This window comes from Achromobacter anxifer (assembly GCF_903652925.1).
GTDB lineage: Bacteria > Pseudomonadota > Gammaproteobacteria > Burkholderiales > Burkholderiaceae_B > Achromobacter > Achromobacter anxifer.
Genome location: NZ_CAHLAR010000004.1, coordinates 290,132 through 303,497, shown reverse-complemented (window position 1 = coordinate 303,497; position 13,366 = coordinate 290,132). Strand labels below are relative to the sequence as shown.

General features: G+C 65.9%; 13 protein-coding genes. 6 read left to right on the top strand and 7 right to left on the bottom strand.

Annotated elements, in window-relative coordinates; all coding sequences use genetic code 11:
- Nucleotides 1–60: 60 nt before the first annotated feature.
- Complete coding sequence (locus HWY37_RS14460) at nt 61–672, top strand: glutathione S-transferase family protein (RefSeq protein ID WP_175205649.1); 612 nt, start codon at nt 61–63, stop codon at nt 670–672.
- 36 nt (nt 673–708) lie between these two features.
- Here HWY37_RS14460 and HWY37_RS14455 read toward each other — a convergent pair whose 3' ends face one another.
- Nucleotides 709–1,680, bottom strand: a complete 972-nt coding sequence (locus HWY37_RS14455) for a LysR family transcriptional regulator (RefSeq protein WP_175205648.1) — start codon at nt 1,678–1,680, stop codon at nt 709–711.
- A gap of 134 nt (nt 1,681–1,814) precedes the next feature.
- Here HWY37_RS14455 and HWY37_RS14450 point away from each other — a divergent pair, with 134 nt between their 5' ends.
- The 3 genes from HWY37_RS14450 to cuyB are packed head-to-tail and all read left to right on the top strand — an operon-like array spanning nt 1,815 to nt 4,997.
- Complete coding sequence (locus HWY37_RS14450) at nt 1,815–2,792, top strand: Bug family tripartite tricarboxylate transporter substrate binding protein (RefSeq protein WP_175205647.1); 978 nt, start codon at nt 1,815–1,817, stop codon at nt 2,790–2,792.
- Between the two features lie 2 nt (nt 2,793–2,794).
- Complete coding sequence (locus HWY37_RS14445) at nt 2,795–4,261, top strand: N-acyl-D-amino-acid deacylase family protein (RefSeq protein WP_176089086.1); 1,467 nt, start codon at nt 2,795–2,797, stop codon at nt 4,259–4,261.
- A 1-nt stretch (nt 4,262) separates the two neighbouring features.
- Nucleotides 4,263–4,997: a cysteate racemase gene (gene cuyB, locus HWY37_RS14440; protein WP_175205646.1), complete on the top strand. Its 735-nt coding sequence runs from the start codon at nt 4,263–4,265 to the stop codon at nt 4,995–4,997.
- 56 nt (nt 4,998–5,053) lie between these two features.
- Here cuyB and HWY37_RS14435 read toward each other — a convergent pair whose 3' ends face one another.
- The 6 genes from HWY37_RS14435 to HWY37_RS14410 form a co-directional block, all read right to left on the bottom strand.
- Nucleotides 5,054–5,755, bottom strand: coding sequence for an ABC transporter ATP-binding protein (locus HWY37_RS14435; protein WP_176088894.1), 702 nt, complete (start codon nt 5,753–5,755; stop codon nt 5,054–5,056).
- Nucleotides 5,755–6,522 (bottom strand): high-affinity branched-chain amino acid ABC transporter ATP-binding protein LivG, encoded by a 768-nt coding sequence (gene livG, locus HWY37_RS14430; protein WP_175205644.1) that lies wholly within the window; start codon nt 6,520–6,522, stop codon nt 5,755–5,757. Before livG ends, HWY37_RS14435 begins: the two co-directional genes overlap by 1 nt.
- Nucleotides 6,519–7,754, bottom strand: a complete 1,236-nt coding sequence (locus HWY37_RS14425) for a high-affinity branched-chain amino acid ABC transporter permease LivM (RefSeq protein ID WP_175205643.1) — start codon at nt 7,752–7,754, stop codon at nt 6,519–6,521. The genes livG and HWY37_RS14425 overlap by 4 nt, the downstream gene beginning before the upstream one ends.
- On the bottom strand, nt 7,754–8,680 hold the full coding sequence (gene livH / locus HWY37_RS14420; protein ID WP_175205642.1) for a high-affinity branched-chain amino acid ABC transporter permease LivH: 927 nt from the start codon (nt 8,678–8,680) through the stop codon (nt 7,754–7,756). The genes HWY37_RS14425 and livH overlap by 1 nt, the downstream gene beginning before the upstream one ends.
- A gap of 188 nt (nt 8,681–8,868) precedes the next feature.
- Nucleotides 8,869–9,984 carry a high-affinity branched-chain amino acid ABC transporter substrate-binding protein gene (locus HWY37_RS14415; protein ID WP_175205641.1) on the bottom strand — a complete coding sequence of 372 codons (1,116 nt, stop codon included), beginning with the start codon at nt 9,982–9,984 and terminating at the stop codon, nt 8,869–8,871.
- A 385-nt stretch (nt 9,985–10,369) separates the two neighbouring features.
- Nucleotides 10,370–11,272 (bottom strand): LysR substrate-binding domain-containing protein, encoded by a 903-nt coding sequence (locus tag HWY37_RS14410; protein ID WP_175205640.1) that lies wholly within the window; start codon nt 11,270–11,272, stop codon nt 10,370–10,372.
- Between the two features lie 116 nt (nt 11,273–11,388).
- On the opposite strand from HWY37_RS14410, the gene HWY37_RS14405 reads away from it, so the two are divergent.
- Nucleotides 11,389–12,555, top strand: a complete 1,167-nt coding sequence (locus tag HWY37_RS14405) for a CaiB/BaiF CoA transferase family protein (protein WP_175205639.1) — start codon at nt 11,389–11,391, stop codon at nt 12,553–12,555.
- Nucleotides 12,552–13,364, top strand: a complete 813-nt coding sequence (locus tag HWY37_RS14400; protein WP_175205638.1) for a citryl-CoA lyase — start codon at nt 12,552–12,554, stop codon at nt 13,362–13,364. Before HWY37_RS14405 ends, HWY37_RS14400 begins: the two co-directional genes overlap by 4 nt.
- The last annotated feature ends 2 nt before the right edge of the window (nt 13,365–13,366 follow it).

Below are 13,366 nucleotides of genomic sequence, written 5' to 3'. Positions count from 1 at the left end.
GGCGTACCATAGCGGGCGGGAACGGAGATCCCCGTCCTTCCTCTCAGGAGACCCCATCACATGAAACTGTACTACATGCCCGGCGCGTGCTCGCTCGCCTCCCACATCGTTCTGGAGTGGATCGGCAAACCCTATGAAACGCACAAGCTCAGCCGCGACGAGCTCAAGGGCGCGGAGTTTCTGAAGGTCAACCCGCTGGGCGCCGTGCCCGCGCTGGCCGATGGCGATTGGACCGTTACGCAGAACGCGGCCATCCTGGAATACCTGGCTGAACACGCGCCGGAACTGAAGCTGCTGGGCGATGGCTCGCCCCGTTCGCGCGCCGAAGTGCGCCGCTGGCTCGGTTTCATCAACTCCGACATCCACAAGACCTTCTCGATGATCTTCGGCGCGTCGCGCTTCGTGAGCGACGAAGCCGCGCAGAAGGAATTGGCCGCCTCGGCATCCGCGCTGCTGACCAAGCTGTTCGCGCAGCTGGACGGCCAACTGGCCGGCAAGCCCTACCTGACGGGCAACGCGCCCTCCATCGCCGACGCCTACCTGTACGTGGTGCTGCGCTGGGCCCATGCCAAGGAAGTGAACCTGTCCGGGCTCGACAACCTGGCCGCTTTCTTCAAGCGCATGGAAGCCGACAAGGGCGTGCAGGCTGCGCTCAAGGCCGAAGGCCTGTAAGGCCACAAGGGCTGGCGCGCACGCGGCAGCCCTTACTCAACCGGCAGCGCCGGGCGCGTACGCCAGATCGGGCGGCGCGCCCTCTTCCAGCGTCTTCTTGACCGCCGCCAGGAAACGCCGCGCCAGCAAGGGCGGCGCACTCAGATTGGAATGCGTGGCCCAGATGTCCACGCTGGCCCGCGGCCATATCGGACGCAGCGCCATGTGCGCGGCCTGGTCGGGCGTGACGCACCAGGCGTCCACCAGCGCCGGCCCCAGCCCCTGCTGCACGAAGGAACAGGCGGTCACCGGCGAATGCACCTCGATGGCCGCCGCGCATGCCGGGCCTTCCCCGAAAAAAGGCTTGAGCGCTCGCGCCAGCGGCGTGTCGCGCGGATAGCCAATCCATGTTGCCGTCGAAAAATCCTCCGGCCGCAACACCTCGCGCGCCGCCAGCGGATGGCCGGCGGGCAGCGCGCAGATCACCGGCACCTGCGCCAGCCGCAACGAGGTCAGATTCGGATGATCGGGAGGCTGCATGGAAATGCCTATGTCAGCCTGGCCCGACAAAAAGTAGGCCGCCAGCTCGTCGAAGGTCACGCTGCGGTAATCGACGCGCGCATCCGCGTTGCGGCCGCGAAAGCGGTCCAGCGCCATGGGGATGAGGCGCTGTCCGAAGCTGGCGCTGGCAACGATCTTGAGCATGCCCGCGCCCGACTGGCCCAGGCTGGCCGCCAGATCGTTCACGCGCTGAATGCCGCCGTACACCTGCTCGACCTCGGCGTACAGACGCCGCGCCTCGGCGGTCGGCGACAGGCGGCTCTTGACGCGTTCGAACAACTTGTAGCCCAGGCGGCTCTCGGTCAGCGCCAGCACCCGGCTGACCGCCGGCTGTGACACGTGCAGCATGCGTCCGGCGCCGCTGATCGATCCGGCCATCATGATGGCCCGGAACACCTCTATCTGGCGCAGGTTCAAAGGTCGTCCGGCACTGGGCCCGACCTCGTCCGCATAGGCATGCTCATCCATCTTTTCCCCTGTCCCGTGTGCCCTAAACCGATAACGCGGGATTATAGGTTTTCGACATTTTTCGATGAGGGCGCAGGGCGGCGCGAGGTGTAACCTGCCCGCCTCAACACGACAAAACCAAGGGGAAATCCAACATGCGCACCACACTCTTCCGCGGCCTTTCCGCACTGGCGCTAGGCGCCGTCCTGTCGGCCACCGCCACTGCCGGCGCCTATCCCGACAAGCCCATCACCTTCGTGGTGCCGTCCGCCGCCGGCGGCTCGCCCGACGTGCTGTCGCGCCTGATTACCACCCAGTTGGCGCGCGACACCGGCGCCACGGTGGTGGTCGAGAACCGTCCCGGCGCGGCCGGCAACATCGGCATCGCGCTGGTCAAGCGCGCCGCGCCCGACGGCTATACCGTGGGCTACGGCAACATCAACACCTTGGCCGTGAACCGTTCGCTGTTCAAGCGCCTGCCGTACGACGTGGACCAGGACCTGACCCCGGTCGCCCATCTGTTCGACCTGTACAACGCCCTGATCGTGCCCGCCGACTCGCCGATCAAGAGCGTGCAGGACCTGATCGACCGCGCCCGCAAGGAACCCGGCCGCCTGTCCTACGGCGCCTCCGGCGTGGGCACCACCGGCCACATGGGAGGCGAACTGTTCAAGAGCATGGCCAAGGTGAACGTCATGTTCATCCCCTACAACGGTGGCCCCGCCGCGATCCAGGACCTGCTGGGCGGCCGCCTGGACTACCTGTTCGTCAACACCTCGGAGGCGACCCCGCTGGTCAAGAGCGGCAAGGTCCGCGCCATCGGCGTCAGCAGCCTGAAGCGCCTGGCGCTGATGCCCGACGTGCCGACGCTGGACGAGGCCGGCCTGAAGGGCTACGAGACCGTCGCCTGGGGCGGCGTGGTGGCGCCCAAGGGCACGCCCGCCGATGTGGTCGCCACGCTGAACGCCGCCATCCAGAAGGCGCTGCAAGCGCCCGAGGTGCGCACCGGCCTGGCCACGCTGGGTGCGGAGCCCGCGACCGGCTCGCCGGCTGAATTCAAGCAGCTGATCGACCGCGAAACCGCCAAGTGGCAACAGATCATCGACGCCGCCGGCATCGAGAAGCTCGATTAATGATGGGCGCGAGCATGCTGCAAGCAGACTTCATCGTGGCGGGCGCCACGCTCGTGGACGGCACGGGCGGCCCCGCCCGCCAAGGCGATCTGGCGGTGCGCGACGGGCGCATCGCCGCGGTGGGCGCGGTCGCCCACCCCACGGGCGCGCCCGTCATCGACGCCCGCGGCCTGGCGCTGGCGCCCGGCTTCATCGATTCGCATACCCACGACGACGGCTATCTGCTGGCCCACCCCGAGATGCTGCCCAAGGTCTCGCAGGGCATCACCACGGTGGTCACCGGCAACTGCGGAATCAGCCTCGCGCCGCTGGCCGGCACGGCGATACCCCAGCCGCTGGACCTGCTGGGCCCCGCCGAACTGTTCCGCTTCGATACGTTCCGCGCCTGGCTGGACGCGCTGCGCGCCACGCCCGCCGCCGTCAACGTGGTCCCGCTGGTCGGCCACACCACGCTGCGCGTGGCCGTCATGGACGACACCTCGCGGGCGGCCGATGCCGGCGAACGCGCCGCCATGCGCGACTTGCTGCAGGAAGCGCTGGACGCGGGCGCCTTCGGCGTCTCCACCGGCACCTTCTATCCGCCGGCCAGCGCCGCGCCCACCGACGAGATCGTCGAGGTCTGCGCGCCGCTGCGCGGCCGTTCCGGCGTCTACGCCACCCACCTGCGCGACGAGGCCGACCACATCGTTCCCGCCATGGAAGAGGCCTTGCTGATCGGGCGCGAGCTCGATTGCCGCGTGGTGTTCTCGCACCACAAGCTGGCGGGCGAACGCAATCATGGCCGCAGCCGCGAAACGCTGGATCTGATCAGTCGCGCCGCCGCCACGCAGCCGGTGTGCCTGGACTGCCATCCCTACCCGGCCACCTCCACCATGCTGCGGCTGGACCGCGCGCGGCTCGCCAGCCGCACGATGATCACCTGGTCCAAGGGCTACCCCGAAGCCACCGGCCGCGACTTCGGCGAGGTCATGGCCGAACTGGGCCTGGACGACGAGGCCGCCGTTGCCCGTCTGGCGCCCGCCGGCGCCATCTATTTTCTGATGGACCCGGCCGACGTGGGCCGCATCTTCTCGCACCCGCTGACGATGGTGGGCTCCGACGGTCTGCCCTTCGACCCGCATCCGCATCCGCGCCAATGGGGCACTTTCACCAATGTGCTGCGCGCCATGGTGCGCGAACAACAGCTGCTGACGCTGGAGGCCGCGATCCACAAAATGACCGGCCTCGCAGCGGACCAATACGGCATCGCCGAGCGCGGCCTGTTGCAGGAGGGGTATCATGCTGACCTGGTGCTGTTCGATCCCGCCACGGTGACAGATGTGGCCACTTTTTCAGCTCCCATTCAGGCAAGCCAGGGCATCCATGCGGTTTGGGTCAATGGCAAGCAGGTGTGGGACGGGAAACGAACCGGCGCCGAACGCCCGGGCCAGGTTCTGCGGCCCGGGATGGCATTACCTCGGAGTGAATAACGTGAACACCTATTCCCAGGGTTGTTACCTGGGTGTATTGGGCGGCATGGGCCCCATGGCCGGCGCGGCCTTTGCCCTGCGTCTGGCGGCGCTGACGCCTGCCGCGATCGATCAGCAGCACATCCCCACGCTGCTGCGCAACGACCCCCGCATCCCCGACCGCTCCAGCGCGTACATGGCCGGCGGCGAGAATCCCCTGCCCTACATGCAGGAAGGCGTGCGCTTCCTGCAGCAGGCCGGCGCGCAACTCATCGCCATCCCCTGCAACACGGCCCACCTCTGGTACGACCAGATCGCCGCGTCCACCGGCGTGCCGGTGCTGCACATCATCCAGGCCGTCATCGACGATCTGCGCCGCCTGGGCCTGCCCGCCGGCCGCATCGGCCTGATGGGCACGGCCGCCACGCTGAAGCTGGGCCTGTACCAGCGGCATCTGGAAGCGCAAGGCTACGAATGCATCGTGCCGGACGACGACGAAGTCGAACGCTATTGCATGGGGTCGATCCGCGCGGTCAAGGCCAACCGCCTTGAAGACGCCTACGCGCCGGCCGCCGAATGCATCGCCCGCCTCAAGGCGCGCGGCGCCGACGCGGTGGTGCTGGGATGCACCGAGCTGCCCCTGGCCGTGCCGCACGCGCTGCGCCCGAGCCTGGGCGTAACGCTGACGGACTCCATCGACGCGCTGGCCCGGGCGGCTATTGCGCACTATCAGGCGGAAGAGCTGGCGGCTGCTTGAGCGAAAAAAAAGCGCATCTTCCGATGCGCCCAATTTCCCTTCGCGGGGAATAAGGATCAGCCGCCCAGATACGCCTTGCGCACCTGGTCGTTGACCAGCAGATTGGCGCCGGTGTCCTGCAACACCACGCGGCCGTTCTCCAGCACGTAGCCGCGGTCGGCCACGCCCAGCGCCTTGTTGGCGTTCTGTTCGACCAGGAACACGGTCACGCCCTGTTCGCGGATCTCGCGGATGATGTCGAAGATCTGGGCGATCACCAGCGGGGCCAGGCCCAGCGTGGGTTCGTCCAGCAACAGCAGGCGCGGACGCGTCATCAGCGCGCGGCCGATGGCCAGCATCTGCTGTTCGCCGCCCGACATCAGGCCGGCGCGCTGGCTGGCGCGCTCTTTCAGGCGCGGAAACAGGCCATACACATGGTCGATGCCGGCCTCGATCTCGTCGCGCTTGGCGAAGAAGCCGCCCATCATCAGGTTCTCGGCGACGGTCAGGTCCTTGAAGACTCGCCGTCCTTCCGGCGAAATGGCGATGCCATTGCGCATGATGTGGTGCGTGTCCTTGTGGGTGATGTCCTCGCCCTCGAACGTGATCGTGCCTTCCTTGGCCCGCGGATTGCCGCAGACCGTCATCAGCAGCGTCGTCTTGCCCGCGCCGTTGGCGCCGATCAGCGTGACGATCTCGCCTTTGTTGACCTCAACCGACACCCCGTTCAGCGCCTGGATGGCGCCGTAGTAGGTATGAATGTTATCCAGCTTAAGCATTATTCCTCCCCCAGGTACGCCTTGATGACGCGCTCGTCGTTGCGCACCTGCTCGGGGGTGCCGGTAGTGATGGGCTTGCCGTGCTCCATGACCAGGATGCGGTCGGAGATGCCCATGATCAGGCTCATGTCGTGTTCGATCAGCAGCACCGCGACGCCGAACTCGCGCCGCAGCTGGTCGATCAGCGATTGCAGATCGCGCTTTTCCTGAGGATTCAGGCCGGCCGCCGGTTCGTCCAGCATCAGCAGGCGCGGCTTGGTGATCATGCAGCGCGCGATCTCCAGGCGGCGCTGGTGGCCGTAGGCCAGGTTGCCGGCTTCGCGGTTGGCGAACTCGCGCAGGCCCATGAAATCCAGCCATTGCGCGGCGCGCGCCAGCGCGTCGGTCTCGGACTGGCGGTAGGACTTGAGCTTGAGCAGGCCCGGCAGCAGCCGCGCTTCCACCTGGGTGTGCTGGGCCACCAGCAGGTTTTCCAGCACGGTCAGCTGCTTGAACAGGCGCACGTTCTGGAAGGTGCGCACCAGGCCGTGGCGCGCCACCTTGTGGCTGGGCAGGCCGGTGATGGCCTGGCCGTCCATGGTGATCTCGCCCGCCGTCGGCGCATAGAAGCCGCCCACGCAGTTGAACACGGTGGTCTTGCCGGCCCCGTTGGGGCCGATGATGGCGAACACCTCGTCGGATTTGACTTCGAACGCCACGCTGTCGACGGCCAGCAGGCCGCCGAACCGCATGGTCAGTCCGGATACTTTCAGCAATGCCTCGCTCATTTAGCCAGCTCCACGTGGGGACGCTTCATGGGCAACAACCCCTGCGGACGCCACATCATCATCAATACCATCACCAGGCCGAACATCAGCATCCGGTACTCGGCGAACTCGCGCGCGACTTCCGGCAGCACCGTCAGCAGCACAGCCGCCAGGATCACGCCCACCTGCGAGCCCATGCCGCCCAGCACCACGATGGCCAGGATCAGCGCCGATTCGATGAAGGTGAAGGATTCGGGGTTCACCATGCCCTGGCGCGCCGCGAAGAAGGCGCCGCCGAAGCCGGCGAACATCGCGCCCAGCGTGAACGCCGACAGCTTGATGCGCGTGGGGTTCAGCCCCAGCGAACGGCAGGCGATCTCGTCTTCGCGCAGCGCTTCCCAGGCGCGGCCCACCGGCATGCGGATCAGGCGCGTGGACACGAACAGCGTGACCAGGGCCAGCAGCAGCGCCATCAGGTACAGATAGACCACCATGTCCTGGTTCTGGAAGTTCCAGCCCATGAATTCATGGAACGTGGTGCCCCCTTCCGTGCTGGCGCGGCGGGTCATTTCCAGGCCGAACACCGTCGGCTTGGGAATGCCCGAGATGCCGTCCGGACCGCCGGTCAGCGTGTTCAGGTTGATCAGCAAGAGGCGGATCATTTCACCGAAGCCCAGCGTCACGATGGCGAGGTAGTCGCCTCGCAGCCGCAGCACCGGGAAGCCCAGGATGAAGCCGAACAGCGCGGCCATCGCGCCCGAGAACGGCAGCGCTTCCCAGAAGCTCCAGCCGCCCCAGTGATAGAGCAAGGCGTAGGTGTAGGCGCCCACCGCGTAGAAGCCCACGAAGCCCAGGTCCAGCAGGCCCGCGAAACCCACGACGATGTTCAGGCCCAGGCCCAGCATCACGTAGATCAGCACCAGCGTGGCGATGTCCACCGAGCTGCGGCCGGCGAAGAACGGCCAGACCACCGCGATCGCCAGCAACAGCAGCGCCAGCGGCTTGTGGGTCTTGGCCGGCGCGGCCGGCAGAGTGGGCAGGCCCGTCTTGAGCTTCTGGAATGGCTTGGCGATCCAGGGCCGCAGCAATTGGAAGAAGAAGACCACCGCGGCGGCAATCGCCACCAGCGACCAGTTCGACTCCATCGTGGTGCGCGCGCCCTGGCGGATCAGCTGCAGGCCGAAGACGGGGGTGACGATGACAGCCGTCAGCACGGCCGCCATCGTGGCGTTTTTCAGATTGTTGTTCGACATCAGACTTTTTCCACCTCAGGTTTGCCCAACAGCCCGGTGGGACGGAACAGCAGGATCAGGATCAGCAGCGAGAACGCCACGATGTCCTTGTACTGTGAGGAGATGTAGGCAGCCGCAAAGGTCTCGGCCAGCCCGAGCAGCACGCCGCCCAGCATGGCGCCGGGGATGCTGCCGATGCCGCCCAGCACCGCCGCGGTAAAGGCCTTGATGCCGGCCAGGAAGCCGATGAAGGGATTGAGCTTGCCGATGGTGATGGCAATCAGCACGCCGCCCACCGCCGCCAGGATCGCGCCCATCACGAAGGTGAACGAGATCACCCGGTTGGTGTCGATGCCCAGCAGGTTGGCCATGTGCATGTCCTGCGAGCAGGCGCGCGAGGCGCGGCCCATGCGGGAGTACTTGATGAACAGCGTCAACGCGATCATCAGCAACACGGTGACCACGATGATCATGATGCGCGAATACGGCACCGTCACGTCGAAGTCGGATCCCATGTGGAACTGCACGGCGCCGGATACCAGCGAAGGCACGGCCATGTCGCGCGCGCCCTGGCCCAGGGCCACCCAGTTCTGCAGGAAGATCGACATGCCGATGGCCGAGATCAGCGCCACCAGGCGGGGACTGCCGCGCACGGGCCGGTAGGCGACGCGCTCGACGCTGAAGCCGTAGATGCCCGTGACCACGATGGCCACGACCAGCATGGCCGCGATGATGAACGGTACCGGCAGGCCGCTATTGGTGCCGATGGCCGTCAGGGTGACCAGGCCGACATAGGCGCCGATCATGTAGATTTCGCCGTGAGCGAAGTTGATCATACCGATGATGCCGTAGACCATTGTGTAGCCGATGGCAATCAACGCATAGATCGCGCCCAGAGACAATCCGTTGAAGAATTGCTGGGTAAGTTGGGGTATGAGGTCAGACATTATTTCTCTTGCTCCAAATGGTTCCGGCCCCGGTAGAGAGACCCGGAGCCGGAAACCTGGGCGTATTTTATAAGGGCCTGGCATCTGCGCCCGCCGGCCGCACAGCGCTTTTGGCGCATCGCTACGCGGATTACGGCAGAACGAGGACGACAGGCCCTACACGCCGGCGACGCCGGCGGATCGCGAGTTTACAGCTGGGTCTTCTTGCCGTCCTTATCCCATTTGTAGACGGCGAACTCGAAGTTCTTCAGGTCGCCCTTGGCGTCGTACTCGACCTTGCCGATGCCAGTGTTGAAGGTGGTCTTGTGCATGTAGTCGGCCACCTTGGCGGGATCCTCGCCCACCGCGTTGATGCTGTCGGCCAGGATCTGCACGGCGGCGTACGCGGGCATCTGGAAGGCGCCGTCCGGATCGCGCTTGGCGTCCTTGAAGGCCTTCACGATGCTTTCGTTGCCGGGCAGCTTGGTGAAGTCGGCGGGCAGCGTGACCAGCAGGCCGTCGATGGCCGGGCCGGCGATGGCCACCAGATCCTGGTTGGCGGTGCCTTCCGGACCCATGAACTGGACCTTCAGGCCCTGTTCGCGCGACTGGCGCAGCAGCAGGCCGAGTTCGGGGTGGTAGCCGCCGAAGTAGACCAGGTCGACGCCGGCCGACTTGAGCTTGGTGATGATGGCCGAATAGTCGCTGTCGCCGACGTTGATGCCTTCGAACATGGCGACGTTCACGCCGTCCTTGACCAGGGTGTCGCGGACCTGCGTGGCCACGCCCGAACCGTAGGTCTGCTTGTCGTGCAGCACGGCGACCTTGGTGGGCTTGAGGGTCTTGGCGATGTAATGGGCGGCGTACGGACCTTGCTGGTCATCGCGGCCGATGGTGCGGAAGAAGAAGTGCGGCTTGATCGTGTCGGTGACCAACGGCGAAGTCGCGCCCGGGGTGATGCCGACGATGCCCTCTTCCTCGTAGACCTTGACGGCAGCCACGGTCACGCCCGAGCACGCATGGGCCACGGCGAACTTGGCGCCGGAGTTGACCACGCGGTTGGCGGCGGGCACGGCCTGCTTCGGTTCGCAGCCGTCGTCGATGAGGATCGGCTCGAGCTTCTTGCCCTTGACGCCGCCCTTGGCGTTGATGGTCTCGATCGCGGTCAATGCGCCGGCCTGGATCTGGTCGCCGTATTGCGTGTTCGGGCCGGTCATGGGCTGGGGAATGCCAATCTTGATCGTGTCGGCGGCGTGCGCGGCGCCAGCCAAGGCAAGTGCCCCAAGCGCCATGGCTACCGGGGTAAGGCGATTCAGAAACTTCATGCGGAGTTCTCCAGCGAGGTTTTGAGCGGCTCTGTACGACACGGTTTATCGGGTGGGTAATCCGTTAATCCGAGTCGCCCGTCGCCGGCTTCTTGGGCAAAATCACGGTGTGGCCGGTATTCTGGAAGCAAGCCGCCACACTGTCACTGCGTGTAATCCCCAATATTTACGCCGCAACCTTTAATCGTGACGGATTGCGATTGCAAGCCCATGAAATCGCTGGAGAATCCGCAAGGAAACCTTATTAAATATCTGGCGTTCCGAACGGAATCGTGCTTGGCGTTTTAAATAAGCCGCTCATTAATACGTCGTTTAAATACGCATTTAAATACAGTACTTACGCCGGACTTACGAATAATGGAGAGCCTCACGATTCCGGACCGGATTATGTCCGGCCGGCACTCTCTCCGTGACCCATGGCGCGCCTGCGCAGCAAGGCGGTAAACGCCCTGCCCGCCCGGGTCTGTGGCCGCGCATTATTGAACAGCAAGCCCGGGGTGCGCATGGGCGTCGGACTCTCCAGGGGAATCATGCGCAGCCCGGGGTCCTGCGCGATGGCGCTGGCGGCAGCAATGGCGCCGACGTGCATGCGCGCCACCATTCCCAGCATCGCCGCAATGGTGTTCATTTCCGCGACGACCTCGGGCGCGGCGCCGGCGGCCTGGAAGCACTCATCCAGCATGCGCCGCGTCGAAAATCCTGACGGCAGCAGCACCAGCGGTTCGCGATGCAGTTCTATCATCCGGATGCGCCGGCGCGCCGCCAGCGGATGGCTGGCGGACACCACCAGCACCAGTTCTTCGTTGAACAAGGGCTCGAAGCGCAGCTCGCTCGGCGCCTCGGGCCGGTACGCCACGCCTATGTCCAGTTCGCTGGACTCCAGTTTCCGGGCAATGGCATCGGCGGGCAGCTCCTCGATGACGATCTTCACGCCGGGACTGCGGCTCAGCAGCTGGGCCACGCAATCGGGAATGAAATTCAGGTTGAAGGTGTGGGTGGTGCCGACCCGGACCTCTCCCGTCGTCTGCGCCAGGTCCTGCTTGATTTCCCCCAGCCCCTGGTCGATCTCCTTCAACGCCCGCAGCGCGTAGGCCAGGAAGGTCTCGCCGGCTTCAGTCATAACCACGCGCTTGCCGATGCGCTCGAACAAGGGCTGGCCGATCTCGTCCTCCAGCTGGCGTATCTGGTGGGACAGCGTCGACTGCGTCACATGCACCCGTTCGGCCGCGCGCGTGAAGTTCAGCGCGCCGGCCAGGGCGATGAAGTACCTGAGATGCCGCAGTTCCATGGCACAAGCCTCCAATAATCGATACTATCAATGATCATGGACGATATTAATCATTTTCATCTTTGCATGGAGGCCGATAGCCTATCGACTCGCAGCACATGCAAGAGGAAAAATCCATGTCCAAGGTCTTGGATGGCATCACCGTCATCGAACAGGGAACCTTCATCACCGGTCCGGCGGCGGGAATGCTGCTGGCCGATCTGGGGGCCGACGTCATCAAGGTGGAGCAACCCGGCACGGGAGATCCGTTCCGCGCCTTCAAGGGCGGCCTTTACAGCCCGCATTACCAAACCTACAACCGCAACAAGCGCAGCATAGAAATCGACGCCCGCAAGCCGGACGACGCGCAGGTCTTCGACGACCTGATACGCGAGGCGGACGTCTATATCCAGAACTTCCGCCCGGGCGCCGCCGAACGGCTGGGCGCGGGCGAAGCCCGACTGCGCGCCCTCAATCCGCGCCTGGTGTATTGCGCGATCAGCGGCTTCGGCCAGACCGGCCCCGCCGCCGCGCGGCCGGCCTATGACTCGGTGGCCCAGGCCGCCAGCGGTTTTCTCAATCTCCTGGTGAACCCCGCCAACCCGCGCGTCGTGGGCCCGGCCATCGCGGACGCGCTCACGGGCTTCTACGCCGCCTACGGCATACTCGGCGCGCTGGTCGAGCGCGCCCGCACGGGCGTGGGCCGTAGCGTGGAAGTGTCCATGCTGGAAGCCATGTGCCATTTCAACCTGGACGCGTTCACCCACTACTTTTCCGAGGGCGAGGTCATGGGCCCCTTCAGCCGGCCCAGCGTGTCCCAGTCCTATGCCCTGGCCTGCGCCGACGGAAAGAAGCTGGCCCTGCACATGTCCTCGCCTGAAAAGTTCTGGCGCGGACTGGCCAATGCCATTGAGCGGCCCGACATCCTGCAGGACGCGCGCTTCGCCACGCGCGCCGGCCGCATCGCCCACCATGAGGAGTTGATCAGCGTGCTCGGCGCGGTCTTCGCCTTGCGGACCCGCGAGGAATGGTGCCGGCGCCTTGCGGCCGAAGACGTGCCGCACGCGCCCATGTACGACACGGCCGAAGCGCTGCAGGACCCGCAGGCGCGGCATCTCCAGCTGGAGATCGAGGGCTCTCATCCCACGCAAGGACGGTGGCGCACCGTGCGCTCGCCAGTCAGCTTCGACGGCCAGCGCGCCTCAACCGTCATTCCGCCGCCCGTGCTGGGCGAACACAACGCCGAGATCCGCGGCGCGCTCGCGGCCCGCAAGCCCCACCCTGATACCCGGGACCCGTCATGAAAATAGGCAAGGCAACCATACCCCGCAGCGCCATCTGCACCTCCGACGAACACGCGATCGTGGTGCGCGGCGAGGATCTGTGCCGCGACCTGATAGGCAAGATCTCCTTTACCGACTACTTCCACCTGCTGGTCACCGGCCGCCGGCCCGATGCCGCCGCCACGGCCGTACTGGACGCGACGCTGGTCGCCATCGCCGAACATGGCCTGGTACCCAGCGTGCAGGCGGCCCGCATGACGCTGGCCGCCGCGCCCGACGCCATGCAGGGCGCGGTTGCTTCCGGCCTGCTCGGCTGCGGGTCGGTCATATTGGGCGCCTCGGAGACCGCCGGCCGCCTCTTCGCCGAAATCAAGGATTGCGCGGAACAGCGGCAGCTGGACCTGGACGCGGCTGCGCTGGAGGTTTTGAAGCGCTATCGCGCCGAAGGCCGGGCCATCCCGGGCTACGGCCACCCGCTACACAAGACGCGGGATCCGCGCGTGGCGAGGCTGTTCGAAGTGGCGCGGGACTGCGGTTCGGACCAGACCTACATCGAGATCGCCGAAGCCGTGGAACGGCAGATCCCGGAGGTGCTTGGCAAGGCGCTCAAGCTGAACGTGTCCGCCGCCATTCCCGCGGTGTTGCTGGGCGCCGGCTTCCCGCTGCAGGCCTTGCGCGGCGTGCCCTTGCTGGCGCGCACGGCCGGCCTGATCGCGCACCTGTATGAGGAACTGCAGCAGCCCGCGGGCTTCGCCCTGTCGTACCAGGCGACTCGCGAACTGCAGTACGACGGCAAGGTTCCAGACGGATTCGGCAACACGGACCGCTGAAC